Source organism: Roseibium sp. MB-4 (assembly GCF_053005265.1).
Genome location: NZ_JBRKQB010000002.1, coordinates 170,682 through 196,456 on the forward strand (window position 1 = coordinate 170,682; position 25,775 = coordinate 196,456).

The following is a 25,775-nucleotide window of genomic DNA, read 5'->3' on the forward strand; positions in this document are numbered from 1 at the left end:
ACGCACTGGATTGTGTGGACCTCAAGCGCTCATGAGGTAGGTCTGCATCGACGGGCTGAGCATTTGAAAAAGATCGGCCTGCATGCCGCCAATGGCCTTGCTCTCACGATGCGTGAAACCGGCGTCCAGGATAACCTGCCGCATGGCCCTGTTATCAACCCGTACGACGGATACAAGATGGGAGAAATAAGTTTCTCGGAAGAACCAGTCCGTCAGCGCTTTGCACAAACGTCGGGGCACATTCGATATCTTTCCGTGCGTGGACGGCAGGCAATAACCAAGACTGATTTCAGACGTCTCCGACAAGGGCGTGAACCCTGCCCAGCCCAGAAATTCCCCATCTTGTGCCTCAACCTTCCAACGGGAGACACCAAAGTCATCTTGTGACTGGAGCGCGGATTGAACAAATTTTTCGGCAGCCATGGCTTTACAGGCATCACTGCCTTCCAGACATCCGTTACCGCCGCAATTCACCTGAAGTGATTTGATCAGGTCGGTGTCCGACAGGGACAGCGGAACAAGGCGAATGGTGTCGCATTCGAGAATTATCGTCTGCATATCATCCTCCCGGATACCGGCTTTGGAGTTATCCATGACGAGGGTTCGCGGCCTCGTTCCTTTTTACAGGGCTCATGTAACCCTGAATTGTGCCTTTCGCATGACAGACCAAAGTATAATGCGTAATTATCGATGAAAATATTCGTATTTACAACAAGTTAATGTGAAACTCACAGTGCACTGCACAAACTTCTGGTTTCACTCAGCGCGCAGAAATTCATCGGCAATTCGGGCAGTGTCAATTTCTTTTGACGGGTCAAGCCGTTGCCAGTCTGCCATCTGATTGCGAAACCAGGTTTCCTGACGTTTTGCGTACTGACGCGTTGCAACAACAAGCCGGTACTCTGTTTCCCCAATATCGCGGCTGCCTGTTAATAACCCCGCGATTTCCTTTACGCCAATGGCCCGCATGGCCGGCAATTTATATGACAACTCCCGCGCGAGCAGGGTTTTGACTTCTTTGATTCCCTCCGGGGTCAGCATGAGGCCGGCCCGTTTTTCAATCCTGTCGTGAAGCCATGGACGCGGCGGCGCAAGTACAAGGCGCAGGCAGTGTTTGATGTCCAAAAGCGGTGGTGACTGCTGTTCGGTCTGGAGCTCCGCAAGCGGCCGGCCGGTGGTCAAAAGCACTTCGAGCGCCCGCGCCAAGCGCTGCGGATCATTGAGCCCTTCAGCACCGTCCCTGTCGCCCGCCTCGGCCAATGCTGCCTTAAGCGCTGGAACGCCAGCGTCATCCGCCAGAGACCGCGCTTTTATGCGCACGTCTTCCGGAATTTCGGGGACCTCGGCAAAGCCCTCGGTTAATGCCTTGAAGTACAGCCCCGTTCCGCCAACAAGGACCGGGATCTGCCCGGCAGACCAGATCAGCTCCAGTTCGTCTGACATCCGGCGCAACCACGCGCCTGTCGAAAAAGCTTCCGACGATGGCAGGACGCCATAGAGGCGATGCGGGACCTCTGCCTCCTCGTCTTCAGATGGGCGCGCACTGACAAGGCGCAGATCCTCGTATAGCTGCATGGAATCGGCATTCACAACGACCCCATTGACCCGTTTTGCCAATTCAATCGCCAAGGCTGACTTGCCGCTGGCCGTTGGGCCCGCTATCAGAATGGCGCGCCGCTTGTGCGCACTGCCCGGCTCTGTTTCAAAGGATTTGTCCATGTCCCTCGTCGCTACCCTGGTGTCAAAGCCGACTGCCCCTGCCGTAGGCGTAGATTTGGCTCAAAGGGCGGCGGAGGCGCTAAAATCTGACACGCCGCCAACCACACTTAATCCCGGTGTAGCTGCGGATATCTTCTTTGATGGGGTCGACGCAAGGGCTGCCGACACAAAGCTACGGGAAATCATAGCAGCCGCTCCGGTTGATGTGTTCGTTCAGCCAGTGGAAGGCCGCACAAAGAAGCTGCTGATTGCGGATATGGACTCCACGATGATCCGCCAGGAATGCATCGATGAACTGGCAGCCGAGCTCGGCCTGAAAGAGAAAATATCCGAGATCACCGAGCGGGCCATGCGCGGTGAGATCGATTTCGAACCGGCCCTTCGTGAACGGGTGTCCCTCCTCAAGGGCTTGCCGCTTTCTGCCATCGATAGCGTTCTGAGCAATCGCATCACGCTTATGCCCGGTGGCCGAACGCTTGTGCAAACCATGAAAGCCAATGGGGCCTATTGTGCCTTGGTGTCAGGGGGCTTTACCCACTTCACAGGCACGATCGCCGCCATGATCGGCTTTGATGAAAACCAGGCCAACATCCTTCTGGAGGATGACAGAAAGCTATCCGGCCTTGTCGCAGAGCCAATTCTTGGACGCGATGCCAAGCGCGAGCGCCTAGAAGCGCTGGTCGCAGACAAGGGACTGTCGTTCGATGACACGATTGCGGTCGGGGACGGTGCAAATGATCTGGCGATGATTGAGCGCGCAGGCGCTGGTGTCGCCTATCGGGCAAAACCGGCTGTCGCTGCTGCTGCAGACTTCCGCATCGACCACGGCGACCTCACCGCCCTCCTCTATTTCCAGGGATATGCGGATCAGGACTTTGTGCTGAGCTAATAGCTTTCACAAAAGAAAAAGGGCGCCCAACGGCGCCCTTTCGATTTTACGTCAGAGTCAAAAAACCTAATTGTCCTCGATCCGAACCGGAACGAAACGAACATCGCCGGTCGGGTTGGACAGAAGCAGAAGCGCTGACCGGCGGCCGTCATCCTTGAGCTTTTGGATTTCCGCTTCAACCTCTGCCGGTGTCGACACAGCCTCCTGGGCGACCTCCTTGATGACATCGCCTGCCATCACCCGCTTTTCTTCTGCAGAAGACCCGGCCTCGACTTCGGTCACAACGACCCCTGTCACGTCTTCTTCAATGGAAAACTGCTGGCGCAATGCGTCATCAAGCTCTGCCAAGGTCATGCCAAGCACCTTGCTGGTTTCAGCCGGCTGATCCGGCTCCTGCTCTGCAGGCGCGCTCGCCTCGGTGACCTGGTTTTCTTCAAGACGCTCCAAGGTCACGCGGATCGTGACTTCCTCGCCTTTCCGAAGCACAACGACATCGACTTCCTTGCCAATCGCCGTTTCGGCAACCATCCGCGGCAGTTCCCGCATGGATTCAACGGTCTTACCGTCAAACTTGATGATGACGTCTCCCGCCTCGATGTCGCCCTTGGCAGCCGGACCATCATCGGTCACGCCGGCAACAAGCGCCCCAATCGCATCGTCCATGCCAAGGCTCTCGGCGATTTCGTCCGTCACTTCCTGGATACGGACACCAAGCCAGCCACGCCGGGTTTCTCCAAACTCGCGCAGCTGATCGATAACGCGGATGGCAGTCTTCGCCGGAATCGCAAAGCCAATGCCAATGGATCCGCCGGACGGCGAGATAATGGCCGTGTTGATGCCGATCACATTGCCGTCCATATCAAACAGCGGACCACCGGAGTTGCCGCGGTTGATGGAGGCGTCCGTCTGAATGAAGTTGTCGTAAGGGCCTGCATTGATGTCGCGGTTCCGGGCAGACACGATACCAACGGTGACCGTACCACCAAGGCCGAACGGGTTGCCGATCGCCATTACCCAGTCGCCGACACGGATACCGTCAGAGTCGCCGAAACCGACCTCTTTCAGCGGGGTTTCCGGCTCCACTTTGAGAACGGCGATATCCGTTTTCTCATCCGTTCCAATCACTTCGGCACGCAGCTTGGTGCCATCGTTGAAGTTTGCCGTGACTTCGTCGGCCCCTTCGATCACGTGGTTGTTTGTGATGATGATCCCGGCTTCACCGTCCAGAACAAAACCAGAGCCGAGGGACTGGACACGGCGTGGCTGGTCATCGTCGCGGTTCTGGCGGTTGAAGAATTCTTCAAAAAACTCCTGGAAAGGAGAGCCCTCGGGAACCTGCGGCATCGGAACAGACCGCTGTCCCTGGACTGTTTGAGCCGTAGAAATATTCACCACGGCATCTGCCAGGTTCTCGGCAAGGTCTGCGACACTTTCAGGTCCATGGCCGTCATGCGCATGAGAGCCTTGCAAGGGGGTTACCGCAATCAAACCGCCGAGCATAATGCCCGCCGTTGCACAGACAACGCGCGGCATGCCTTGGCGTAATAGTTTCAGAGCCATAGGGCTTTATCCTCCATACCAGCCATCGTGACTGTCGTGAGAGTGCGAACGGGACTGGGCGATGCCCAGGACTTAGCAGACAATATAGAACGGGCGGGAGGTTTTGGCCCCTCCCGCCCTTAAACTTTTCGCTATCCGCGGATGATCCACACAAGAAATACGCCAATAACGGCCGCGCCTAGTCCCGCGGCGCGAAGCGTTTGGTCCGGTGTTTCCAGAGCACTGCGCATGACATTTTTCATGCCACCTGGCGCAATTGCGTACAGAACTCCTTCCAACACCAGGACCAAACCGATCGCCGTTAAAAGCTCATTCATTGCGCGGCGAGCGAGGGTGACCGGATATCTTCCACATCGTCAGATCCACCACCGCCGGCCGGGGCATTCACACCGGTCGGATCCTTGAAGAACCGGAAGAAGCTGGAATCCGGAGACAGCACCAGGCTTGTATCGCCCGACTGCAACCCGGCTTCATAAGCCTGCATGGACCGGTAAAACGCGAAGAACTCAGGATCTGCACCGAAGGCTTCAGCAAAGATCCGGTTCCGCTCCGCATCGCCATCACCGCGAATGATTTCTGAATCACGGTTGGCTTCTGCAACGAGAACGGTTGCGTCACGGTCGGCACGAGACCGAATGCGACGGGATTGCTCTTCACCCTGCGCACGGATCTCTGTTGCTTCCCGCTGACGCTCGGTCTGCATCCGGGCGAAAATCGCCTGCGAGTTCGCATCCGGCAGGTCCGCACGGCGGATCTTCACGTCGACAACTTCAATGCCAAGCTCAGACGCCGCCTGGGAGACTTCCTGACGGATCTGTTCCATAAGGCCAGACCGGTCATCCCGGACGATGGCTTCGAAGGATGCCTTACCCAACTCGGAACGGAGTGAGGACTGAAGGAAGGTCGACAAACGCTGGTTAGCAGTCGTGATGTTGTTCACGCGCTGATAGAACAGGACCGGGTTTGAAATCCGGTAGCGTGCGAACGCATCCACGACGAGACGCTTCAGGTCAGCTGCAATCACTTCCTGCGGGCTCATGTTCAGATCAAGGATCCGCTTGTCGAGATAAACCACGTTCTGCACGAACGGGTATTTCAACTGCGGACCCGGCTCCTGGATCACACGGTCGACACGTCCGAGCTGCAGGACCAGTGCCTGTTGCGTCGGATTGACAATGAAGATTGAGGTGTACAGCAGGAAGCCGATAACAACGACAACAATACCAAGAATACCGCTACGCATGATCAGTTCCCTCCCGTACGGGTGGACTGGCCGGCGCCACGACCGTTGAGGTCGTTCAATGGCAGGAACGGCAGGACGCCAGATCCAGCAGAGTTGCTGTCGATGATGATCTTGTTGTTATCACCCAAGACTCTCTCCAGGGTTTCCAGGTACAGACGTTCGCGCGTCACATCAGGCGCATTTCTGTACTCTTCATAGATTTTAGTGAAACGCTGTGATTGACCGGTCGCTTCGGCAATTGCCTGCTCTTTGTAGGCATTCGCACGTTCCAGAATACGGGCCGCTTCACCGCGCGCTTCCGGAACCATCCGGTTGGCGTAGGCTTGCGCTTCGTTCTGGATCCGCTCCTGGTCAGCACGTGCTGCCTGAACGTCACGGAATGAGTCGATAACCTGCTGAGGCGGGTCAACCTTCTGCATTTGCACTTCGGTGATCTCGATACCAGCCTGATAGGAGTCCAGAGTGCTTTGCATCAAGGTGGAAACATCATTCTGAATGGTCACACGGTTCTGCGTCAGGATCGCGTCAATGTTGGATTCGCCAACGACTTCACGCATCGCGCTTTCCGCAACTGCCTTAACAGTGCCTTCCGGGTTCTGAATGTTGAACAGGAAGTTTGTGATGCCATCACGGGTGTTTTTAATACGCCACTGCACCTTGAAGCCAACGTCGACGATGTTTTCGTCACCGGTCAGCATCAAGCTTTCTTCTGGAACATCCCGGGAGCGGACTGCGCCAGTGTTCGTGAAGAGCTCTTCAACACCAACGGTGGTTTCGCGCTGCTGCTCGACCTGCGGCTTGTAAACCTCACCGATCGGATATGGCCAATTGTAGTGGAACCCGGTGCCTGTCTGGTCTGTGACCTTACCAAGCACAAGCTCAACACCGACCTCACCGCGACCTTCGTCAACGATGTAGACACCGGTTGCGAGCCAACCAAGGACACCAAGGCCAATAACAATCAGAATGCCCAGGATGCCAAGACCACCGCCGCCACCTGGCAAGACGTTTTTCATGCGGTCCTGGGTGCGTTTCAGGAGTTCTTCAAGGTCAGGCGGATTGCCACCGCCGCCGCCACCGCCCCGATTGGGACCACCGCCCCACGGACCGTTGTTGTTTCCTCCACCGCCGCCCCATGGGCCGCCGTTGTTTCCACCACCCCAGGGGCCACCACCGCCACCTGACTGATTGCTCCAAGGCATCAAGACTTCCTTCTGTGAACTCCAGCCACGATACCCGCGGCTGGATTTGGGCCTTCGCCCGTTCTGACTCAACGTAGGTTATAGGGAGGTTACCTTGTGCTTTCAACGCAGCACCCGGCTTCCCAACATATGAACAACGTGATCTTCCCGGACCGCAGGTGGGCTATTTGCCGTCGATTTTCAAGCCCCATTAGGTATTGAACCGGACTTGAAAGGACATCAGGCGATTCTAAAGCGCCGCGATCATGTCGATGTGGGGAATATCGTCTTCCATATAGACTTCGGAAACCGTCCGAAACCCAAGGGATGCATAGAATTTTTCAAGGTGAGCCTGCGCGGAAAGGTGCACTTCCCCAGTTGGCGCAATTTGCCGCGCCTTTTCCATGCCAGCCAGCATCAAGTCGCGGCCAAGACCAATGCCGCGATGGGACTGCGCCACTACGACACGGCCAATCCGGATTGCACCATCGCGGCTCGATGACAATCGGATTGCGCCCGCGAGAGCACCGGTTTCCTCATCCCGCAGGAAATAATGCTCTGTGTCCGGGTCTTTGCCGTCAATTTCCGGGAAAAGGCAGTTCTGTTCCAGCATGAACACATCCTGCCGGAGCTTCAAAAGGTCATGCACGTCTCGCGGACTTAAAGCGTCAAATGCATTCCAGGCCCCGTTAAGCTTGTTCTTCAAAATTGTCTCCAAAGGTGCCGTGAGTGCTCATTTGCGCCGATAGGTCACATAGGTGAACGGTGCACTGTCTTTTTCCGTTTGCTCTCCGGATATCCGGGCAGTTTCCGACCAGATAGCTGTATCAATCTCAGGGAACCGCGTATCTCCGATGGGTTCGGCAGCGACTTCTGTGATTTCCAAACGATCAGCGAGGTCCATCGCTTGCGCATAAATCTGACCACCGCCGATGATTGCAATCTCATCTACAGACGTGTCTGCGGCAATTTCACGCGCGCGGTTTATCGCACTCTGTAGAGAGGTTGCCGCTTCGGTGCCGCCGGGCTTATAGTCAGGATCCCGCGATATCACGATGTGCGGACGGCCGGGCAAAGGTTTTCCGCCAAAAGACAAATATGTCTTCCGGCCCATGATCACCGGTTTGCCCAAGGTCATGGCTTTGAAGCGCTTGAGATCGGATGACAACCGCCAGGGCATATCATTGTCGGCGCCAATGATCCCGTTTTTCGCCACAGCTGCAATTATGACAATTTCAGGCAAAACGCGCTCCCACTCGATTCTTTTTGTCAATCGGCTCGTAACACGGGTCCTGGCCGAAAAACGAGTGCTTTCTCATCAGCAGCGCTTCTGCAGGGCACGGGCTTGACCTTCCTGCAACTGGAAGCCCCACCCTATCCTCCTATAGTTCTTGGGACGACCGGTTTGGCTTCTGAAGCCGGATCATGCCGGCTCCTATGCTCGACCAAACCTTTATGACCGTGACAAAAGCATGAACAGAAGACAGTTCCTACAATCAGCATTTTCCGCCGCAGCGCTGTTGAGCATGCCGCGTTTAGCGATGGCGGCGACTGATGATGGCTTCATTCAGCTGGAAGCAGTCAAAGGGCAAGGCCGGCTTTACGGCGAAGATGGCGGCATGTCTGATCTCTGGCTCTACAACGGGAAACTCCCCGGACCGGAAATCCGGATTAAGCGCGGGGAGCGGGTCAAGGTTCGCTTTAAGAACAGCCTTGACGAACCGACCTCAGTCCACTGGCATGGTATCCGGATCGACAATGCCATGGATGGCGTTTCCGGGCTCACTCAGCCAGCGGTGCAGCCTGGTGAGACCTTTGACTACGATTTTGTCGCCCCCGATGCCGGAACATACTGGTATCACGCCCATCACATGAGTTGGAACCAGGTGCCGCGCGGATTGGCCGGTCCTCTCATTATCGAAGAGGACGACAATCCCTTCGCGCCGGATGCCGACATCATCCTGTCGCTGTCCGATTGGCGATTGGACGACAATGGCCTGCTTGATACGGCGAGCTTCGGTGCCCGGCATGATTTCTCTCATGCTGGACGGCTTGGCAACTGGTTGACCATCAACGGCACATCGCTGCCCAATATTCCGGTCACGAAAGGCCGCTGGCATCGTATCCGCCTGATCAACACCTCAGCCTCTCGTGTGCTTGACCTGGCCCCGTCCCGTTTTGGCGCCAAGGTCATCGCACTGGACGGTCAAGGCTTCGACACAGCCAGAGACATTGACGGCGTCATACAGCTCGCACCCGCCCAGCGCATGGATCTTGTGATGAAGCCAGCAAGCGCCGGCCCGATCCCGTTTGAAATGATGACAGGCCAGCCTTTCACCTTTGCCAATTTCGTTGTGTCCGGTGAGAAAGCAGAGCCGGAGGAACTCAGAGTTCCAGCGCCCAACTCTCTTCCAGAACCCGATCTTGCAAACGCCCGGTCTTTCCCGCTCGATATGGCGGGTGGGGCCATGGGCCGGATGCAATCGGCCACAATGAACGGTCAGAAAATGTCCATGCGGGAGTTGGTACAGGCTGGAAACTTCTGGGCGTTTAATGGCCAGGCGGGCATGGGCGACAAACCGCTTTTCTCAGCAAAACGCGGTGAGACAATCGTTTTGGAAAGCACCAACAACACCGCCTTTCCCCACGCGATCCATCTGCACGGCCATCATTTCCGGGTTCTGGAGCGCAACGGCGAGAAGCTGGCTCACCCAGACTGGCGCGACACGTTTACGACCCAGCGCGGCGAAACCGTGAAGATTGCGTTGGTCGCCGACAATCCCGGCAGATGGCTGGTTCACTGCCACATGCTTGGCCATGCGGCCTCCGGCATGATGGACTGGTTCGAGGTTGCGTAAGTCCGCCTCTGCAGTGGACCACGGTGCGAGACGGGTGGCGCGAGTGGGCTAAATGCGGCTATGTTGGCCGCATATCGATACTTGCACATCCAGATTGACTGCTTCTGTGACCACATCAATTTCAGTTTTCCCGGCAGCCCGCAGCGGTTCAGCTCTAGCCCGGTGCTCTTTTGACTGACCCGGGTCAAACGCAGATTTTTCCGGCGGCGATGACAGACGATATTGTCGCGTCGTCTCGCGACGGTATCATCACCATTGATCCCCATGGGGTGCTGACGTCGTTCAATCCCGGTGCTGAAGCAATCTTTGGGCTCACGGCAAACGACGTGGTTGGACTAACGGTTGCTGAGGTCTTCCTGCCGCTCGAAGATCTCGACGCTTTCACAGACTGTGTGCTTGAGGCTGTCCGGCAGCCGGACAAGGAACACGTAGCAACGATCAGCCTGGAACGGCCGGAGGGTGTGCTCCACCTCAGTGTCCGGACGGTTTTGCTTCACCGGAAAGGCTCCGATGAACGCATTGGGGTTCTGGTCATGCTCGCCGATGAAAGTGAGCGGGTGGAGCTTTTGACCCGAACGGCTGACCGCGAGCGCGAGCGCGCATCAACGGGCCGTTTTATTGTTGCCATCCTGACGATTTTCAGCGTGTTCACCCTCCTCCTGGAGCCGATCCAGAAACTCGCACGAGCCCATTTTTACGATCTTGGTCCAGTGATCGCACTCCTGACACTTGTCATCATCGCATTTTTCCTTGACCGCTGGTCCTCTCCGGAAAGCCGGACCCTGAAACTCAATCTGCGCCCGGAACGGCGCTACGTGGTTGAGAGTATCGTCTGGTCGCTGGGTTTCTGTGTCCTGATGACGCTCGGCAAACTGATCTTCATTTCACCCGCTCGCGAGGATGGTGCCACGCCACCTGAGCTCTTCAGTTTCCTGGTTCTGGACGACGGAACCCGGGTCCGGGAGCCCGGATTGTTTCTCATCGCTCTGGCAATTTACCTGGTTTCGGTGCTGTTTCAGCAATTTGCGATCCGCTGCGCCATCCAGGCACCGCTCCAGAGTTTTCTTACCGGCGTGATCGGCCCGGCGGGCTGGGTGGCCAATCTGGTATCGACACTTCTGTTCGCGGTTCTTCATGCCCACCTAAACCCGCTCGTGTCGCTCGCTGTGATAGCCCCGTCGCTTCTGTGGGGCTGGTTGTTCATGCGCTCCGGCAGTGTCGTCCCTTCAATCATCTCCCACGCCATGATCGGTGTTTACGCGATCTTCATCTTGGGGATATTCGCTGGTCTGGACCAGGTATAAGCCGCAATCGGAATTTTTCATGATCAAGAACGCAGTAAGGGCCGGAAAACGGCCAAAGGTTTTGATCGTGAACGCCTATGTCGATCCGTGGCGGTCTGCGGCCCCGATGCGTCTGTTCATTCCGCGCGCGATGGCACCCTATTACCTTGCTGGAAGGCTGGATCAAACCCGCGCGAACGTACGCGTCTATGACGAGGTCTATCACGGGGCGCTGCTCAATCCCCGTTTGTTTGACTGGCCGGATATGGTCATTTTGACCGGGTTGACGGCTGCCTTCGACCGGGCCCGGCAATTGTCTGCCTATTTCAGGAATGCCCGGTCGGATGTCACGGTCGCAATTGGCGGACCGATTGCCCGCGCACTGCCCGCCTTGTGTGCCGACGTCTTTGACTATGTCTGTCAGGGCGATGTCGAGACCTTCGATGATCTAATTTGCGAGACACTCGGGGCGGATTGCCGGGCAGACAACCCAGCCCCCCGCTTTGATCTTGCGGGCTGGTCATATGGCCTTGGATTTGTCGAGACGACGAAGAACTGCAATTTCAAGTGCGCCTTTTGCTCCCTGACGGGCGAAGGGCGGGCCTATCAGTCCTACTCATCTGATGAGATCAGCAGCCAGCTCGAGGCTGGCGGCGAAACTTCCATGCTGATGGTGCTGGACAACAATTTTTACGGCAACAACCGCGCGGATTTCGTGCGCCGGACGGAGCTCCTCGGCGACCACTGGCGGCGTGGCAGATACCGCGGATGGGGTGCATTGGTCACCGGTGATTTTTTCAAAAATCCTGAAAACCTGGCCATCATCGCCGCAAATGGCTGCAAGGCTTTGTTCTCAGGTGTTGAATCGCTCGATCCTACGGTCTTGAAAGCCTACAACAAAAAGCACAGCCTCTCGTCCGACCCGAGATCGCTCGCGCGGCTCTGCGCCGAGTACGGGATCCTCTTCGACTACGGCATGATGCTGGATTTTTCCCATCAGACGATTGCAGAAATCGATGGACAGATCGACGGATTGCTGGCCAGTCCGGAAACACCGCTGCCGGCGCTGATGTCCTTGACCATTCCGATCCTCGGCACGCCGCATTTTAATGCCGCCGCCACTGAAGGGCGTTTGATGCCGAATGTGCGTTTGGCCGATATGGATGGTCAAAAACTGGTGGAGTGGCCGAAGGAAACGCTCGATGATGTTGTTCCGTATCTTGCAAATCTTCTGCAGTTCAAAGGCCGGAAGCTCGCGTTTTCCCGCCATGCAGTGCGCCATGCCTGGTCCCGGCGGCAGTCGTTCGACACGCTGCAAACCTTGATCAGCATGCTCGGCCCGATCGTCCGATATGCGGGCGGTGTCCGCATTGGAGATCACCGCCAAATGCGCCAGACATGGCGCGAACCCAAACGCACCTTCAATGCAATGACCGATCCGCTGAGTGTCGCTTACCAGCCATTGCACCGATTGGACGCAAAATTCGCTAAGGATTTCGAGCCGCTATTCCTGACCGATGCGAACGGGCAGCTCACCCAGCCAATTGCTGACGCGACCCGCCCGCCGCTGCCACCGACAGCTCATGAACTGCTGAAAAGCGATGTGGCTTAAAGTGCAAATAGGCAGACGCAAACGTCAGGTGTCGTACTCGGTCAAATCCTGAGGCGCATGCAGCAGTGTGGTGTCGTATTTCGGCAGATCGTCCGTCATCTGGAGCCACGGCAGCTTGCTTTTGTAGTTCACATGAAATTCAGGTTTGAAGTTTTCAGGGTGCTCGAGCGTTGCTGCATAGAGATGCATGCCCCCTTTGTAGTGTTCGGCCTCGAAGGCCATGGGCGTGCCGCACGTATCGCAAAAGTGTCTGTAGACGCCTTTTGAACTTTCCAAGGTTCTTGGTGTCGCGCCGGTCCACCTGAAATTCTTTGATGGCACGCCGAGCCAGGCAACCACCGGCGCTGCGCAATTGCGGCGGCAATCATCACAGTGGCAATAGCAGCTCCAGGTAACTTCGCCGGTGAATTCCCAACTGGTCTTCTTGCAAAAGCAGTGACCCCGCGTTGTCATGTCCCCTCCTGCATTCTCAGAACTTGGCTCGGTCTGCCAAGGCTCATGAAGTCTATCGCAGAACGGAAGGCAATTAGCGCCCACGAAAAGACAGGCGCTTTCGCCAATCCGGCATCTGGAGCATCCGGATCAGAATCTGGCGGTCGGTCTCAGACGGCAATCGGCGCGGCGATGTGCGGATGCGGGTCGTAACCGGTCAGCTCAAAATCTTCATATTTGAACGCAAAGAGATCTGTCACGGCAGGATTGATTTTCATTTCCGGCAGTGCGCGCGGCGTTCTCGTGAGCTGTTTGCGCGCCTGATCGAAATGGTTGGAATAAAGGTGCGCATCACCAAGTGTGTGCACAAAGTCACCAGGCTTGAGCCCCGTAACCTGTGCAATCATCATCGTCAGCAGGGCATAGGATGCGATGTTGAACGGTACCCCAAGAAACACATCGGCTGAACGCTGGTACAACTGGCAGGAGAGCTTGCCATCGGCGACATAGAACTGGAAAAGCGCGTGACACGGTGGAAGCGCCATTTCGTCCACCAAGGCCGGGTTCCAGGCAGAGACAATCAGGCGGCGGCTTTCCGGGCTTTTGCGGATCATCTCCAGAACGTTCGAGATCTGATCAATCGACTGACCGTCGGGAGCCGGCCAGGAGCGCCATTGATAGCCATAGACCGGGCCCAGATCGCCGTTTTCATCGGCCCAGTCATCCCAGATCTTGACGCCGTTTTCCTTCAAGTAAGCAATGTTCGTATCACCCGCGACGAACCAAAGCAGCTCGTGAATGATCGAGCGCAAATGCAAGTTCTTCGTCGTAACCAGCGGAAAGCCTTCGGACAAGTCAAACCGCATCTGATGACCAAAGATCGAGCGTGTTCCGGTTCCCGTCCTGTCGCCTCGGTCGATGCCGTCTTCAAGGATCTTAGAAAGGAGATCGTGATATTGCTGCACGGCGGGCGCCCTTCGTCATACTGCCGGAAACGTATCGCTAACTTCGCAGATTCTGACAAAAACGCACCCCCTGCCCCGGACTTTCCCCAGCTCCGGCCACAAGGAATCCAGCTCAGGACCCGAGCCAATCTGTGGATGACCTAAACCAACCAAGCACCGGCCCTTTGGCAAAGCCCTTTCAATTCAAACCGAAAGTGCCTATATCAAGGGTGCTGGTTCGCCAGCTATGGCAATAAATGGTCAGTGTAATAAACCTATCGGACCCGGGGGCGGTACCCGGCGCCTCCACCCAAGCCCATAAGGCTTAAACCTTTGAACCCATATGGGTTTCGGCGGGGGCGAAACAGGATCGACGAGGGCGTAAAGACTGTGCTTTTGCTCGGCATTGTACCACCGTTATCGGGCTATCTCAGTAGTTGCAAATGACAACACTGCTATGGACAAAGCTGTAGCTGCGTAATGCGGTTCCGGTAGTCCACTAAGTCCTGTTGGTTAGCCCCTTCAGGCGGGGTTCGAAGGCACCTGGCAACAGAAGCCTTCACTTCACACTCCCCCCCGGCAAAGCGAAACATTGGCACTGCCTATCGCCGCCTGCTCCATAAAGCGCTATCCTTGGAAAAGGGCCTTTCCTTTTTGAACCTTGCCCGTCAATGTGCTTTTCTGAGATGAAATTCAAAGCGAGATTCGACTGAACACGATGTCTGAAGACCTGTTGCGATACGATATCCTGATCCAGGATGCCCTGCGTGGTGCTGTGAAGAAAATCCTTGCGGAGGTTGGACGCACCGGTCTGCCCGGTGACCACCACTTCTACATCGCGTTTGAAACGACCGCACCGGGTGTGAAGATCTCCCAGCGTTTGAAAGAGCGCTACCCGCAGGAAATGACCATCGTCCTGCAGCACCAGTTTTGGGATCTGGCGATCGGCGAGCATGCCTTCGAGGTTGGTCTGTCCTTTGGCGGCGTCCCGGAAAAGCTGCTGGTGCCTTTCTCAGCAATCAAGGGCTTTTTTGATCCTTCGGTTCAATTCGCGCTAGAATTCGATCCTGGCAAGACAGCCGAGGAGCTCCCGGAAGACTTGCTGGAAGCGGTCGAAGAGCTTGCGAAGGCGGAACAGGAAACCACCGAAAAGCTGATCACAGCGGACAACAAGCAGGATGATGTTCCTGCGGTAGAGGCTGAGAAAAAAGCCAAAAAACCGGATCAAGACACGGAAGACAGTGACGGCGGCGGTGAGGTTGTCTCGCTGGATGCATTCCGGAAAAAAACCTGACCTTCAGGAAAAGGCCATGAGCGCCGAGATTGTCAATCTGCGCCAGGCGCGCAAGCAGAAGCAGCGGCAAACCAAGGAAAAAACCGCCGAAAGCAACCGCCAGAAGTTTGGCCGGACCAAAGCCGAACGCGATGCGGACCGCCGGCGCCGCGACATGCTTGAAAAGCAGGTCGATGGCCATAAGCTTGACGGTCCGGCCCCAACGCCGCCCGGCGACGACTAAACCTTATGGCCCTCCGAAAAAGATCCGTTTCCCTGCACGGCCACCGCACCAGCGTGGCTCTGGAAGCGGAGTTCTGGGCGGTCATCGACGCAGCTGTAAGAGCCGAACATCGCTCCCTTGCCAGCTTGATCGCAGAAATAGACGACACGCGGGATCCGGACGATCCGCTGTCTTCTGCAATCCGCGTTTGGGTGCTCAAACGGGCGCAAACGCGCGCCGATCGACAAGCTTAAATCAACACAGCAAAATCGGGGTCACTGACCAGCCGGGATACCGAACTGTCCGCTTAAAAGGTCTTCGATGGTGATCGGACCATCAAGTGGCGGGAGGTCCGAGGCGGGTTTGGTTTCAGGTGCGGCGGATGCGCCGGCAAGGTCCAGATTGTCGTTCGACGCATCAAGCACGGCCCGGATCCGGTCGGTCAGCGGGATGGGGTCCTCCGCTGGAGCATTGGCAGGGCTGGCGGCAGTTTCAACGGGTTGCGTGTCAGGCACAACCGGGGTCTGCTCGCTGTTCCGCGTTTGCTCCTGCTCCTGACTCTCCTGCTCAAGCCGTTCTTGTTCCAAACGAAGACGTTCTTCTTCTGCCGCCTGTGCGGCTGCTTCTGCGGCAGCGGCGGCCTCAATCGCTTCGCGCTCGCGCCGGACTTTTGCTTCAGACTGGCGCTTGAGTTCGCGTGTCAGCCGGTCACGCTCCAAGATTTCTGCCTGGAGGCGTTCCACCCGCTCCACTTCCTGTTCAAACGCGCGCAGCGTCAGATATGCGGTGAAGGGCGTGATGTCGACACTGCGCGCAGGTGCCTCGACCGGCCCTTCGAACAACAACCCGATCTGTGGCTCGGCGCCGGTGACGGCATTCTCGCCCGGATCGACCTTAAGTGAAAAATCCGCATCGAGGTCATAGGTGTTGAGATCCAGCTGTGCCGATCCGAAGACTTCGGCCTTTTCGGCATCAACCACAACGTTGCGGGCGGAAAGCCGACCGCCGACCAGCGTCAATGTTCCTTCCACCTTTTCAAAGGGCAAGCTTCCGGCAGACATATGGCTGAGGAAAACCTCTTCGATCTTGTCGTCCTGCAAGTCGAGACCGGCATCGACCGCTCGAGTTACCTGAAGAAAGGCCTGCGGGTTCAACCGCTGAACCGTACCGTCTTGAAGCGTAAAGGATCCCCCACCATTCAACCCTGCAACGATTGCCGCGATCGAACGGCCAATGCCCTCAAATTCGAGGTAAAGGTCGCCGGTCCCGGAGACAACCGCCCGTCCATCCGGGCGCCATGACAGCTGGCGAAGATCCGCGCCGGTCAGCTTCACCCGGCCAGATGCGGCCCCTTCTGCCTCCGAGCGGCGGAGCGACAGATTGCCGTCAAACTTGCCGCCTGCATAGGTGCCATTCAGACCATCAAGACGCAGAAGCAGCGGCGTTAATCGGAATTCGGCCCGTGCCGACTGAAGGGCCGTGTCTTCGTCGAGAAAAAGATCGTCAGCCCGAAGATCCAGCGTTACATCCAGATCATCCAGAAGCGGCGCACCAAAGAAGGCCGTTGGCCAAACGCTTGATCCATCACCGAGCGCGTACCACTGGTCCGGACCCAGCACCAATTCGCTCAAGGCGCGCAAATCCATCTGGCTGACGTTGAGCTCTCCATTGAAACGGCGGTTCCGCTCGCCTGGAACCGGTGTTAGATCGCCTTCCAGCCTGCCATCGAACCGGGTGTCCTGGAAGGTGCCACTGAACGACGGCACTGCCAGACTGGTGCCAACCCCTTCAACGGTCGCCGTTATAGTCGCAGGCAAGTCACCAGCCATGACTGGCAGGATACGGCCGGAAAGCAACGCGAGAGGTGTCAGGTCAGGCGTTTCCAGCGTCCCGATCAAGGCGTACGCGGCTTCCTCGTCTGCCTTGAGGGTCAGCGTTCCGTTGGTCTCTATCTTGGTGTCGCCGAGCCCAACAGTGCTGCGGACGTCAAGACCGTTGGCGGGCACGCCCGAGACTTCCGCCAATATGCGCGCTTCGCCGATCGCCTCAACCGGGAGAACATCAAGGCCGAGTTGCTGCAAAACCGCGCTTCCATCCGCCCCGGTCATGGACAGCGAGACGCCCACTTCGGCGTCGTGCCAAGCATCAATCCGACCCTCTAGATTGGACCGGACCGCAACTTCCGTCCCTCCGGCGGTGCCAGTTAATTCAACGGAAAGATCAGTGCCGTTAGCGCGTTCCGCAGCTTGCAGGGACGCATCGAACTGGGCAGGCACAAGGCTATCAGCGGCTTTCTCCAGCCGCTCAATGAGCGCCGAGTCTGGAATCACTCCCTTGACCAGAGCCATCAGGCCAGACAGATCCCTGGCATCAAGCGTCCCGGAAACGGCTCCGCTCGGAGCTGTCAGAAGATTGCGGACATCGCCTGTTACATCAATCCGGGCACCGGCAAGATCTGCAGCGAACAAACGATCGATACGCATGTTGCCATCCGCATACTCGGCCTCAAACGCCAGCCCTTCCCCGGCAACGCCTCGGCCCCGCACCTCACGCGCCTGCAAGCGCAACGACACATTGGTAGATCGGCTCTCATCAGATGATGCTTGCGCCGTCGCCCCGCGGAACGGCCGCATCAGGGCCGTCAAAGTCTCCATCTGATCGAGATCCAATGTATCTGCATCAAGAGACAGGGAAAACTCGGCATTGCCACCGCCCCGCGGTTCTCGGTACGCAAGCCCGCCGCGCGCTTCCGAGCCGGCAACTGTGAGACGCAAGTTATCAAGTGCAGCACCTGCCGGCATAAGGTTCAAACGTCCTTCAACCGCAACAGGCTCCAGAACCGCAGCGCCACTTTCCTGGCTCTGCCACCAGCTGAAAAAAGTCGCAGGCTGATCGGAACGGACCGACACGGCCCCCCGGTAGGTCAACGCCGGTTCAAGGCCGAGGTCCCCTTGTGTTGCAACCATGGTGCGGCCTGGCAAACGGCCAGCAAGCCGGGCAATCCGCCAGCCTCCCAGCATCGTTTCAAGATCAAGACGCACATTTTGAATGATGCCGCCCCCGGCAACAACAGCCGGGACATCCATCGACAAGGCACCGTCTATTGTCGGCAGTGGCAAGGCCCTTAAAGCACTGACGAGCTGCTGCCCGGCAGCATTGATGTCGACTGGTGCTTGTGGACCGCCACCCAAGAGGCGATCCAGATCGACCTGTTTCGACTGGGCACGAACTTCAAAACGCCGGTCACCAGAATAAACCAGATCCGCCTCGCCCGTCATGCTGAGCCGTTTGTCTTCCGGTCCGAACCTGAATTCGAATTCGGGCACAGCCACTTCCGCAATATCAGCAGAGAACTGGCCATCAACCGACCAAGTGTTCGTATCGCCTTCGTCCAGCGCCACGGAGGTTATGTCGAACGCTCCGTCAAATCGGGGAGCGGCATCCGTCTCGCTCAAGGCGCCATCAAAACTGAACGTAACCGGTCGATCCGTGGGTGTCACATCTCCTTTGAGGCGCAGGCTTTCATTGTCGCGGATGCGGCCTGAAGCAAGGCTGACCGTATAGGCGCTCCCGTTCAACGTCAGACTTCCATCGGCGCGGAAGGGGCCGGCCAATGTGCGCGCGCTGACAGACAGATTTCCATTATCAAGACTGTGCGTCTCGCCCGTGCGGGCGTCGATTACTGAGATCGCCCCGTCGCGGATCGTTACTTTCTCAAGGGCCACGTCTTCGGGAGGCAGGTCTGCAAGGGCGCCGTCCGCCGTCACCGCGGTCAGCCAATCCAGCCGGCCCGCTTCATCCAGGGATAAGGTCAGGTGCGGCCGTTCCAGGGCCATGTCGACAACCCGGAACTCGCCTTTCAGAAGCGGCGGCAACTCAACACGCATGTCGAACCGGGAGACGACCAGCAGCGGGTCTTCCGCTTCACCGACACGGACATCGGAGAATCGAATATAGGGCGCAGGCAACAGGCGGAGATCCGCCTCCCCGAGAACGGTCACGCGGTGCCCAAGCACCCGGCTTGCGTAGGTTTCAAAGGTCGACCGGTAGATGGTCCAATCAATGAAAAACGGCCCCACCAGTGCTGTAATCAGCACCAGGACCACTGCAATCCCGAAAGTAATGTAAACCGAGTTCAGGCTGTATCTCCTTAAGGTTCAGCCAATCGCGCCAACTGATGTCCGGTTTTGTGCCTGTTTGTAAGGCCAATCCGGATTTGAAAACAGCCAGCCTCTTCCCCTGTTATTTATCCGATTCCCTACACTATCATGACTGCCGCACAACGTGATCTGCCAGAATCGCGTAAATTCGAGAATTACCTTTGTCCGGCAAGCCGCAGGCAGCCATTTTTGAAGCAGTTTCGGAGCCTCTGCAATTATGCACCAGAGCTTTATGGCAAGATCTTGCCCGGGTTCATGATGTTGTCCGGATCAAGAGCCTGTTTGATCGCCTTCATGAGGCCCAGCCCGTTGCCATGTTCGCGCTCCATGTATTTGCGCTTGCCCTGACCGACCCCGTGTTCGCCGGTGCAGGTACCGCCCATGTCAATAGCCCGCAAGGACAGCCGTTCAACGAACGCCTTCGCACCACGCACTGCCTCTGCATCCTCCATATCAACGAGAACTTGAACGTGGAAATTGCCGTCCCCGACATGACCGACGATCGGGGCGAGCAAGCCTTCCGCCTGAATGTCGTCCGCAGTTGCCTGAACGCAGTCCGCCAGCCGGGAAATCGGGACACAGACATCCGTGACCATGATATCTGCATCCGGCTTGAGCGATTTACCAGCCCAATAGGCATCGTGCCGTGCCGTCCAAAGGCGGGTGCGTTCTTCGGCCGCCGTTGCCCATTTAAACGGCCCGCCGCCGAGCTCTTCTGCAATGGCGGAGAACATTTCCGACTGTTCATTCACGCCCGCTTCGGAGCCGTGAAACTCCAGGAAAAGCGTTGGCGTTTCGGCCAGATCCAGCTTTGAATAATTGTTGCAGGCCCGCACCTGCAAACTGTCCAGCAGCTCGATCCGGGCAACCGGCAAACCCATCTGGATCGTGCTGATGACAGCGTTACACGCCGCCTGCACATCCGGGAACGGGCAAACGCCGCCAGAAATCGCTTCCGGCTGACCGTGAAGGCGCAAGGTGATTTCCGTGATGATGCCGAGCGTGCCTTCCGATCCGACCATCAACCGGGTCAGGTCGTATCCCGCCGAGGACTTTTTCGCCCGGCCGCCCGTATGGACGATCGACCCATCCGGCATCACAACGGTCAGCGCAACCACGGCATCCTTCATCGTGCCGTAGCGCACGGCGTTGGTACCGGACGCCCGGGTCGCCACCATGCCGCCAATGCTGGCGTCCGCGCCCGGATCAATCGGGAAAAACAGACCTGTGTCCCGAAGGTAGCTGTTCAGCTGCTTTCGGGTCACACCAGCTTCAACGACGCAATCCAGATCTTCCGGATGTACGTCCAGAATACGGTTCATTTGGCTGACATCGATGGAGATCCCCCCATATGGGGCATTCACGTGTCCCTCCAGCGAGGTCCCAGTCCCAAAGGGAATGACCGGCACCTTGGCTGCCGCGCAAAGTTTGACGATGTCGGAGACTTCTTCTGTTGTCTGCGCAAACACAACGGCATCCGGCGGCTGAGTCTCGATCCAGGTAGTGGTGTGCCCATGTTGCTCGCGAAGCGCTGCGGAGGTTGCACACCGTTCGCCAAAGCGGTCCTTCAGTGCCGAGACGAGTCCCTCGACCCCGGCACTCTCGGTTGAACTTTCAAGTGTTTGGGCCGCTCCCGCCAATTCCGGCATTGTCATTTTCTCCGTGGACATGTCTTTTGTTCGTGCTTTTTCATCGCCTATGTTAGCTGCACCTTACAGCAAAAAACCACTGGTCAACGGTCTGAAAATGCCGCAGGCCGATCATATTTGGAGGAGTTTTTCATGCCGATTGCCTGGAAGCCGGAGCCGGTGCGGTGCGATATCATGACCGTTAAGGACGAATGGATCGACTATAACGGTCATTTGAACATGGCCTACTACAACGTCCTCCTGGATAAGGCCTGCGATCAGGTGTTCGAACAGCTTGGCCTTGGCCCGGAGTATGTGAAGGAGCGCAATGCCTCGTTCTTCACCGCAGAGGCCCATGTTTGCTACGTCCGGGAACTCAGTGCCGGAATGCCCGTGATCGTCTCTCTGCAGCTGATCGATTTCGATGAAAAACGGGCTCATTTTTACGAGGAAATGCATCACGCTGAAGAAGGCTGGCTCTCCGCGACATCCGAACAGCTCTGTCTGCATGTGGACATGGGGGCCCGGAAGGTCGCGCCATGGCCGGAAGACATCACGGAAAACCTGCAAGCGCTTGCAGACGCGCACAGCTCGTTGCCCCGTCCGGAGCGGGTCGGACGGCATATCGAGATCAAAAAGAAGAACTAGAACGTAAATTTCAGCACAAATTGCAGTGATTTAGGTCGTTTATCGGTCAACTTGACCTGTATTTTGCGCACGACTCGAGCGACACTGACAAACGTAAAGAGTAATGTGCCGTTTCGCCAGCGGACCGACAGAATGCGCAAGATACTAGACGCCGCGAGCCACCTGCCCGACATCCTGATCAGCTGGATCACGCCCAACGTGCGCCAGTACCGATCCAGCCGTCTGCATATCGTCTGGTTGCTTGCACTTATCGTCGGCGTTCTCGTTGCGATTGCCGCCATCATCTTTCGGACCCTGATCGGGCTGATCCAATTGCCCTGGCTGGGAACGGCCACCGAACTCACAATGGAAGCCGCGGCGGCTCAGCCCTGGTGGGTGATCTTGGCGGCCCCGACAATTGGCGGTCTCATCGTCGGTTGGATCCTGCAGAAATATCACCCCTATCAGCGGGCCGGAGGCGTAGCCGACGTCATTGAAGCACGCGCCTATGGCGGCCGGGGCTTGCCGTTGAAAGCCGGGCTCTGGTCCGGTCTGGTAACTGCGATCTCGCTCGGCGCCGGCGCGAGTGCCGGACGTGAAGGACCCGTTGTCCACCTCGGCGCCACGATTGGCGCTGCCATATGTTCGAAGTTCTCGCTGCCCGATTCAGCGCGCCGGGTCCTTCTGGGTTGCGCTGTTGCCAGTGCGGTCTCAGCCTCGTTCAACGCGCCGATCGCAGGCGTCCTCTTTGCCCATGAAGTGATCCTCGGCCACTACGCCGTTTCCGCGTTCGTGCCAATTGTTCTGGCATCGGTCATGGGCACATTGATCGTCCGCTGGTGGTTTGGCGATGTCGCAGCCTTCGTGATCCCCCAGTATGAGATCACGTCTTATCTTGAGATCCCGGCCTTTGCGCTTTTGGGGCTCACATGTGCGGCTGTGGCAATCATTTTCCAGTTCGCGCTGATCGGGACGGACTGGACTGCCCGCAACATCACCATGCCGCTCTGGCTTCGCCCGGTTCTGGGCGGACTTGCCGTCGGCACGATGGGGATCTTTGTTCCCGGCATCTTGGGCGTCGGATATGAAGCCACCGACCTTGCGCTGAAGCACGAATTGCCGCTTCAGACCATGCTGATCCTGCTGGTGGCCAAAACCGCGGCAACGGCCATCACCCTCGCCTCGCGGTTTGGCGGCGGGATATTCTCGCCGGCGCTTTATCTCGGCGCCATGACCGGCGGGGCCTTCGGCTTGATTGCGGCATCCGTGTTCCCGGAAATGGCGTCCAGTCACGGGCTTTATGCGATCCTTGGCATGGGCGCAGTGGCAGCGGCGGTTCTCGGCGCTCCCGTCTCCACGACGATGATCGTCTTTGAGCTGACCGGCGGCTATGCCCTTTCGATCGCGCTGCTTCTGTCTGTTTCCATCGCAACAGGACTAACACAGGCCGTGCATGGCAAGTCCTATTTCCATTGGCAGCTCGGCATGCGCGGGTGTTTCGTCAATGAGGGGGCGCACCGGCTTCTCAGCGAGACTGTGAAGGTGCGCGACTTCATGGATCCGCCTCCGGAAAACGAAGACCCGGACGCCCTCAAATTCGATCCCGGCTCCGACGGCCCTTATTTGCATGACACGGACAGTCTTGAAAGCGCACTGAAGAGTTTTGATGCATGCGGAAAGTCATCGCTGCCCGTGGTGCGCAAGGGCAGTGCCACGCGGATCATCGGCACGGCCCGGCACGTCCGGGGTCTGCGCTACTTCAACGCCGCCTTGATCAAGGCGACGAAGGAAGAACATGTTTGATCGGAGATCAGCATCCGAAACAAACGGACTTGTGCGTCACTGCCGGTATACAATCAACCGCTACGTTTCCTAGCGAAACTGATAATCAGACAAAACTTGCGAGATCGTACCGCATTGTATACATACGCACACAATATTTACTGCGTGTGAAAGAGCCGCGAACAGGCTGTTTCGGACCGTCCCCTTCCTGACCTGACAAGAGGCCGACATTCCATGACCAAGATCAAGGTAGACAATCCGGTTGTTGAGCTCGATGGCGATGAGATGACCCGGATCATCTGGGCATTCATCAAGGACAAGCTGATCCACCCCTATCTGGATATTGATCTGCACTACTATGATCTGTCGATTCAAAAGCGCGACGAGACCGACGACCAGATCACCGTCGATGCGGCCAACGCCATCAAGGAACACGGGGTCGGCATCAAATGCGCCACCATCACCCCGGATGAAGCCCGCGTTGAGGAATTCGGCCTGAAGCGCATGTACCGGTCGCCGAACGGCACGATCCGGAATATTCTGGGCGGCGTGATCTTCCGCGAGCCGATCATCATGCAGAACGTGCCCCGCCTCGTGCCGGGCTGGACCCAGCCGATCATCGTCGGACGCCACGCGTTTGGTGATCAGTACCGCGCCACGGATTTCACCTTCCCCGGCAAGGGCAAGCTGACCCTCAAGTTTGTTGGCGACGACGGCACCGAGATCGAACGGGAAGTCTTCGACGCGCCATCCTCCGGTGTCGCGATGGCCATGTACAATCTCGATGACTCCATCCGCGACTTCGCCCGCGCTTCTCTGAATTATGCGCTGGGCCGGAAGGTGCCGTGTTACCTCTCCACCAAAAACACCATCCTGAAAGCCTATGACGGCCGCTTCAAGGATCTGTTCCAGGAAATCTACAAGGCTGAGTTCAAGGACAAGTTCGCCGAGGCCGAGATCTGGTATGAGCATCGCCTGATCGACGACATGGTTGCAAGCGCCTTGAAATGGTCCGGCGGTTATGTCTGGGCCTGCAAGAACTATGACGGGGATGTTCAGTCCGACACAGTGGCCCAGGGGTTCGGCTCGCTCGGTCTAATGACGTCGGTTCTGATGACCCCGGACGGCAAGACTGTGGAAGCAGAGGCGGCCCACGGCACGGTCACACGTCATTACCGTCAGCACGAAAAGGGCGAGAGCACATCGACCAACTCGATTGCCTCGATCTTTGCGTGGACCAGAGGGCTTGCGCACAGGGCAAAGCTGGACGGCAATGACAAGCTGGCCCGCTTTGCCAAGACTCTGGAGACCGTCTGCATCAAGACCGTTGAAAGCGGCTACATGACCAAGGACTTGGCGTTGCTGGTCGGCCCGGACCAGGGCTGGCTGACAACCACCGGCTTCCTCGACAAGATCGACGAAAATCTGCAAAAGGCGATGGCAGATCTTTAAAGGCCGACTCCGGCGGCGGGACACACCCGAAGCCGGGGCTTCCTTGCTTTCACAGTGAAACGCCTGCTTCGTCTATTTCGCCTGCATTTTTGAGACCATCTTCAAGACGGCCCGTCGCGGCAGCAGCGGGACCACCCAATTCAGCGAGAAGTCGAGCGCCTTCTCGTTGATGGCAACAAGCTTGCCGGCCATCATGGCGTCATAACCGATCTTCGCAACGCTTTCCGGTGTGGCGCCCGAGCGCGTCAATTGCGTGCCTTCAAGATCCGCAACCTTGGCAAACTCGGTCTCGACGTATCCGGGTGCCAGGACCGTCACTTTTACGCCCTTCGGCTTCAACTCTTCATTGAGCGCCTGCGAATAGGAATTCACGAAGGCCTTGGTGGCGAAATAGACGGCCTGCGATGGCCCAGGCATGAAACCGGCCGTGGATCCGACATTCAGAACATAGCCCTTCCCGCGCTGGGCCATGTCGTGTCCGAACAACCGGGTCAGCGTCATCAAGGACATGACATTCAGGTTGACCATCGCCTGCTCGCTGGCAAGATCCCGCTCGATGTGATTGCCCCGGCCGCCAAATCCGGCGTTGTTGATCAAAATGCCAACCTCAATCCCTGCCTTGGTGATCTCATCGTACAGCGCTTGAGCGGCTTCGCCAGACCCCACATCCCGCGCAAAGACATGCACCTTGATGCCGTGCTTTGCCTCCAGCTCTGTTTTCAACTGTTCGAGCGCGTCTTCACGCCGGGCAACGAGAACCAGGTCTCCGCCCTTGGCGGCATGGTAGCGGGCGAATGCGGCACCGATACCTGAAGAGGCTCCGGTGATCAGAGCGGTGGCGGTCATGGTCTTTCCTTTCAAGCTTTGCGATAAAAGTATACTGATGAGTTTACTTTTGCGCAAATGCCC

At 57.4% G+C, this 25,775-nt stretch carries 23 protein-coding genes and 1 other RNA gene; 11 read left to right on the top strand and 13 right to left on the bottom strand.

Annotation, left to right across the window (positions count from 1 at the left end; genetic code table 11):
* Positions 1 to 21: 21 nt before the first annotated feature.
* Positions 22 to 558, bottom strand: coding sequence for a GNAT family N-acetyltransferase (locus tag ACVDG4_RS11895; protein ID WP_306150099.1), 537 nt, complete (start codon positions 556 to 558; stop codon positions 22 to 24).
* A gap of 198 nt (positions 559 to 756) precedes the next feature.
* The gene (gene miaA / locus ACVDG4_RS11900) at positions 757 to 1,719 is read right to left on the bottom strand and encodes a tRNA (adenosine(37)-N6)-dimethylallyltransferase MiaA (RefSeq protein WP_447235231.1); all 963 of its coding nucleotides are present in this window, start codon (positions 1,717 to 1,719) and stop codon (positions 757 to 759) included.
* Here miaA and serB point away from each other — a divergent pair.
* Positions 1,718 to 2,608 (top strand): phosphoserine phosphatase SerB, encoded by an 891-nt coding sequence (gene serB, locus ACVDG4_RS11905; protein ID WP_447235232.1) that lies wholly within the window; start codon positions 1,718 to 1,720, stop codon positions 2,606 to 2,608. The two genes, miaA and serB, sit on opposite strands and share 2 nt — an antisense overlap.
* Before the next feature lie 66 nt (positions 2,609 to 2,674).
* Here the strand turns inward: serB and ACVDG4_RS11910 are convergent, their stop codons facing one another.
* From ACVDG4_RS11910 to ACVDG4_RS11935, 6 genes are all read right to left on the bottom strand, one after another.
* Complete coding sequence (locus ACVDG4_RS11910) at positions 2,675 to 4,168, bottom strand: Do family serine endopeptidase (RefSeq protein WP_447235233.1); 1,494 nt, start codon at positions 4,166 to 4,168, stop codon at positions 2,675 to 2,677.
* A 131-nt stretch (positions 4,169 to 4,299) separates the two neighbouring features.
* Complete coding sequence (locus ACVDG4_RS11915; protein WP_008190419.1) at positions 4,300 to 4,485, bottom strand: DUF2065 domain-containing protein; 186 nt, start codon at positions 4,483 to 4,485, stop codon at positions 4,300 to 4,302.
* Positions 4,482 to 5,411 (bottom strand): protease modulator HflC, encoded by a 930-nt coding sequence (gene hflC / locus ACVDG4_RS11920; RefSeq protein WP_447235234.1) that lies wholly within the window; start codon positions 5,409 to 5,411, stop codon positions 4,482 to 4,484. Before hflC ends, ACVDG4_RS11915 begins: the two co-directional genes overlap by 4 nt.
* Before the next feature lie 2 nt (positions 5,412 to 5,413).
* Positions 5,414 to 6,613, bottom strand: a complete 1,200-nt coding sequence (hflK, locus tag ACVDG4_RS11925; RefSeq protein ID WP_133946646.1) for an FtsH protease activity modulator HflK — start codon at positions 6,611 to 6,613, stop codon at positions 5,414 to 5,416.
* Positions 6,614 to 6,842: 229 nt separating this feature from the next.
* A complete protein-coding gene (locus ACVDG4_RS11930; RefSeq protein ID WP_447235235.1) occupies positions 6,843 to 7,298 on the bottom strand; it encodes a GNAT family N-acetyltransferase in 456 nt (151 codons plus the stop codon).
* Between the two features lie 27 nt (positions 7,299 to 7,325).
* Complete coding sequence (locus ACVDG4_RS11935; protein WP_447235901.1) at positions 7,326 to 7,772, bottom strand: dihydrofolate reductase; 447 nt, start codon at positions 7,770 to 7,772, stop codon at positions 7,326 to 7,328.
* 292 nt (positions 7,773 to 8,064) lie between these two features.
* Between ACVDG4_RS11935 and ACVDG4_RS11940 the strand changes: the two genes are divergently transcribed.
* The 3 genes from ACVDG4_RS11940 to ACVDG4_RS11950 all read left to right on the top strand — a co-directional run bounded on the left by ACVDG4_RS11940 (position 8,065) and on the right by ACVDG4_RS11950 (position 12,345).
* Positions 8,065 to 9,450: a multicopper oxidase family protein gene (locus ACVDG4_RS11940; RefSeq protein ID WP_447235236.1), complete on the top strand. Its 1,386-nt coding sequence runs from the start codon at positions 8,065 to 8,067 to the stop codon at positions 9,448 to 9,450.
* Between the two features lie 209 nt (positions 9,451 to 9,659).
* Complete coding sequence (locus ACVDG4_RS11945; protein ID WP_447235237.1) at positions 9,660 to 10,754, top strand: CPBP family intramembrane glutamic endopeptidase; 1,095 nt, start codon at positions 9,660 to 9,662, stop codon at positions 10,752 to 10,754.
* Positions 10,755 to 10,773: 19 nt separating this feature from the next.
* Positions 10,774 to 12,345 carry a B12-binding domain-containing radical SAM protein gene (locus ACVDG4_RS11950; protein WP_447235238.1) on the top strand — a complete coding sequence of 524 codons (1,572 nt, stop codon included), beginning with the start codon at positions 10,774 to 10,776 and terminating at the stop codon, positions 12,343 to 12,345.
* Between the two features lie 24 nt (positions 12,346 to 12,369).
* Here ACVDG4_RS11950 and ACVDG4_RS11955 read toward each other — a convergent pair whose 3' ends face one another.
* Together ACVDG4_RS11955 and ACVDG4_RS11960 are read right to left on the bottom strand one after the other, a co-directional pair.
* Positions 12,370 to 12,798, bottom strand: a complete 429-nt coding sequence (locus tag ACVDG4_RS11955) for a GFA family protein (protein WP_447235239.1) — start codon at positions 12,796 to 12,798, stop codon at positions 12,370 to 12,372.
* 149 nt (positions 12,799 to 12,947) lie between these two features.
* The gene (locus ACVDG4_RS11960) at positions 12,948 to 13,742 is read right to left on the bottom strand and encodes a thymidylate synthase (protein WP_447235240.1); all 795 of its coding nucleotides are present in this window, start codon (positions 13,740 to 13,742) and stop codon (positions 12,948 to 12,950) included.
* Positions 13,743 to 13,914: 172 nt separating this feature from the next.
* Between ACVDG4_RS11960 and ssrA the strand changes: the two genes are divergently transcribed.
* From ssrA to ACVDG4_RS11980, 4 genes are all read left to right on the top strand, one after another.
* Positions 13,915 to 14,285: a transfer-messenger RNA gene (gene ssrA, locus ACVDG4_RS11965) on the top strand.
* Between the two features lie 154 nt (positions 14,286 to 14,439).
* Complete coding sequence (locus ACVDG4_RS11970) at positions 14,440 to 15,015, top strand: SspB family protein (protein WP_306150109.1); 576 nt, start codon at positions 14,440 to 14,442, stop codon at positions 15,013 to 15,015.
* Positions 15,016 to 15,031: 16 nt separating this feature from the next.
* Complete coding sequence (locus ACVDG4_RS11975; RefSeq protein ID WP_447235241.1) at positions 15,032 to 15,238, top strand: DUF4169 family protein; 207 nt, start codon at positions 15,032 to 15,034, stop codon at positions 15,236 to 15,238.
* 5 nt (positions 15,239 to 15,243) lie between these two features.
* Entirely contained in the window at positions 15,244 to 15,471 is a 228-nt protein-coding gene (locus tag ACVDG4_RS11980; protein WP_447235242.1) for a ribbon-helix-helix domain-containing protein, read from the top strand.
* Between the two features lie 21 nt (positions 15,472 to 15,492).
* Here ACVDG4_RS11980 and ACVDG4_RS11985 read toward each other — a convergent pair whose 3' ends face one another.
* Both ACVDG4_RS11985 and ACVDG4_RS11990 read right to left on the bottom strand, forming a co-directional pair.
* Positions 15,493 to 19,356: an AsmA family protein gene (locus tag ACVDG4_RS11985; RefSeq protein ID WP_447235902.1), complete on the bottom strand. Its 3,864-nt coding sequence runs from the start codon at positions 19,354 to 19,356 to the stop codon at positions 15,493 to 15,495.
* A gap of 251 nt (positions 19,357 to 19,607) precedes the next feature.
* Entirely contained in the window at positions 19,608 to 21,032 is a 1,425-nt protein-coding gene (locus ACVDG4_RS11990; protein WP_306150153.1) for an FAD-binding oxidoreductase, read from the bottom strand.
* Positions 21,033 to 21,158: 126 nt separating this feature from the next.
* On the opposite strand from ACVDG4_RS11990, the gene ACVDG4_RS11995 reads away from it, so the two are divergent.
* From ACVDG4_RS11995 to ACVDG4_RS12005, 3 genes are all read left to right on the top strand, one after another.
* A complete protein-coding gene (locus tag ACVDG4_RS11995; protein ID WP_447235243.1) occupies positions 21,159 to 21,653 on the top strand; it encodes a thioesterase family protein in 495 nt (164 codons plus the stop codon).
* A 132-nt stretch (positions 21,654 to 21,785) separates the two neighbouring features.
* Positions 21,786 to 23,435 (top strand): chloride channel protein, encoded by a 1,650-nt coding sequence (locus ACVDG4_RS12000; RefSeq protein WP_447235244.1) that lies wholly within the window; start codon positions 21,786 to 21,788, stop codon positions 23,433 to 23,435.
* Positions 23,436 to 23,648: 213 nt separating this feature from the next.
* Positions 23,649 to 24,866, top strand: coding sequence for an NADP-dependent isocitrate dehydrogenase (locus tag ACVDG4_RS12005; protein ID WP_447235245.1), 1,218 nt, complete (start codon positions 23,649 to 23,651; stop codon positions 24,864 to 24,866).
* A 72-nt stretch (positions 24,867 to 24,938) separates the two neighbouring features.
* Here the strand turns inward: ACVDG4_RS12005 and ACVDG4_RS12010 are convergent, their stop codons facing one another.
* A complete protein-coding gene (locus ACVDG4_RS12010; protein WP_447235246.1) occupies positions 24,939 to 25,712 on the bottom strand; it encodes an SDR family NAD(P)-dependent oxidoreductase in 774 nt (257 codons plus the stop codon).
* Between the last annotated feature and the right edge of the window lie 63 nt (positions 25,713 to 25,775).